The sequence below is a fragment of the Candidatus Aquicultor sp. genome (assembly GCF_054640775.1).
Map to the genome: position 1 here is coordinate 749 of NZ_JBTSLF010000287.1, position 2,129 is coordinate 2,877.

3 protein-coding genes are annotated in these 2,129 nt (G+C 50.0%); all 3 read right to left on the reverse strand.

The genetic code is table 11. The annotated features are described in order from the left end of the window. Positions 1-133: carbamoyl-phosphate synthase domain-containing protein (locus ACYC56_RS14245; RefSeq protein WP_461374835.1), on the reverse strand; the 133-nt coding region annotated here is incomplete at its 3' end. 1 nt (position 134) lies between these two features. Then, complete coding sequence (locus tag ACYC56_RS14250; RefSeq protein WP_461374832.1) at positions 135-1,442, reverse strand: 3-deoxy-D-manno-octulosonic acid transferase; 1,308 nt, start codon at positions 1,440-1,442, stop codon at positions 135-137. Between the two features lie 149 nt (positions 1,443-1,591). After that, a partial coding sequence (locus ACYC56_RS14255; protein ID WP_461374833.1) for a zinc-binding metallopeptidase family protein occupies positions 1,592-2,129 on the reverse strand: 538 nt, incomplete at its 5' end.

A 2,129-nucleotide genomic window follows, 5' to 3' on the forward strand; every position in this document is an offset into this window, starting at 1 on the left:
AGGGATCGGTCAGGACTTCCTGATATCCGGTCATGGCCGTATTAAACACACATTCCCCTTCGGCCTCGCCCGGACCGGTGAAGGACCGGGCCGGAAATACGGTCCCGTCTTCTAATGCCAATAATGCCTTCATTCTAATTCCTTATAACCTCAGCGATGATCTCAGCCGCCTTTTTCGTCAACCCGGCTTGTGATTTCAAAATCTCCCGTCCGGCGGCCCCACGTCTTTCCCGTTCTTCCGGGTGCTCTAAATAATAGGTCAGTTGTCTTTCCAATTCATCTTGATCTCGGACCGTAATCCCGGCCCCAACTTCTTCCAATAGACGGCGGCCATCTTTAAAATCATCCATGTGCGGCCCATAAAAGACCAGTTTCCCCCAAGCTGCCGGTTCTAAAATATTCTGTCCTCCTTTGGGGACCAGGCTGGCCCCGCAAAAAACCAGGCTGGCCAGGCTATAGAGAGCAAAAAGGTCCCCGATTCGATCGACTAGGATAACGGTTTCTTTCCTCCGTCCCTCCGGCGATAGGATCCGGCTATACAATTGGTGGGCAACCCCTTGCTGTTGCATCAGCTTTTCTACCCCCGGACACCGATTGATATGACGGGGAACCAGGATCAAAATCAAGCCCGGGAAACGGTCTTTTAAACGCTTATAGGCGGCAAGAAGCACCGCTTCCTCGCCCCCTCGGGTGCTTCCAGCCAGAATTACAGGACCGCCTTCTGGAAGATGGAGCCGTTGCCGGATCGTAGAGTGCAAGGTCTCCTTAGCCTGATCCAAGAGACCATCATACTTGATGTTTCCCAAAACCCGGACCCGCTCAGGAATAGCCCCTAATTTAATCAATTTGCCGGCATCATCCGAATCCCTGACCATCAGCACTTTGAACTTCTCCAATACCGGCCGAAACAACCAGCGAAAAATTTTATATCGTTTAAAAGAATGGTTGGAGATCCGACCGTTAGCCAGGATCAGTTTACTGCCTGATTTATCGGCTTGAAAAAGAAAGTTAGGCCATAATTCGGTTTCCATGGCCACAAAAGCCCTGGGACGAAAGAAGTTTATCGCCCTTTTTACACAGGGGTAGAAATCCAGAGGAAAGTAAATAACAGGTATTTCCTTTCCCAAGAGCGTTTCGGCTATTTCCCTTCCTGCCGGAGTAGTTGTTGAAACAAGAATGGGAATATCGGGGAGTTGCTCTTTGATCCTTCGGGTTAGGGCAATAGCGGCCTTGACTTCGCCCATCGAAACGGCATGAATCCAGATGGGCTTTGAATAAGTCGAGGTTTCCGCAGGCCTGAGGGATTCCGGATAGCGCCCCAACCGCTCGACCAGACGATTGCTGTACTTTCCTTGGGCCAGATTATACAAGATCAGGAAAGGAAACCCAACTAAAAAAAGAATCCCGGAAAGGATATTATAGAGGACAAGGCTTATTGGCATAAAATATAACTATTTTCAAATAGATAAGCTTAGTTAACTATTGTTGTTTATATTATTTATAAGGGGAAGGCGTCAAGCTTAAAAGACAGCAGAGGCCAAGGATCTAACTCGGGAAAAGGACAGGCAGGACCGGAAGGAAAAGGAAACGGTTACGACGCCAGAAGAAAGGCCTTGTATCCTTTGTAAGTCATGTATAGGTCGGCCTTGCTGACCAATTCGAAAGGAGAATGCATGGATAGGACCGGGGTGCCGCAATCCACGATGTCAATGCCCATCATGGCTAAAAACTTGGCGATTGTACCCCCTCCCCCTTCATCCACTTTGCCCAACTCCCCAGTCTGCCAGACTATCCCGTTTTGGTTGAACAACTGCCTGATCCAGTAAACATATTCAGCATGGGCGTCACTGGAACCGATTTTGCCTCCGGAACCGGTAAATTTTGTCAGACAAAGTCCGCAGCCCAGACGCGGGGCATTCCGCTTTTCGTGGACTTCCTGATAATCAGGATCCAAGGCCCCGGCCACATCAGCCGAAATAGCCCGGGAAGCGGCCAGGGTCTCATTAAGGGTCTGATGAGAAAAGGCCTCCCCCTTCAGGGAAAACAAGCGGGGTATCAGGGCCTCTAATATCTGAGCCCGGGCGCTGGTGTTGCCTTCGCTGCCGATTTCCTCTTTGTCAAAGAACAGG

Excerpts from the sequence above, each read along its gene's own strand:
- ACYC56_RS14250 (WP_461374832.1), bottom strand. The coding sequence starts at position 1,442 with ATGCCAATAAGCCTTGTCCTCTATAATATCCTTTCCGGGATTCTTTTT.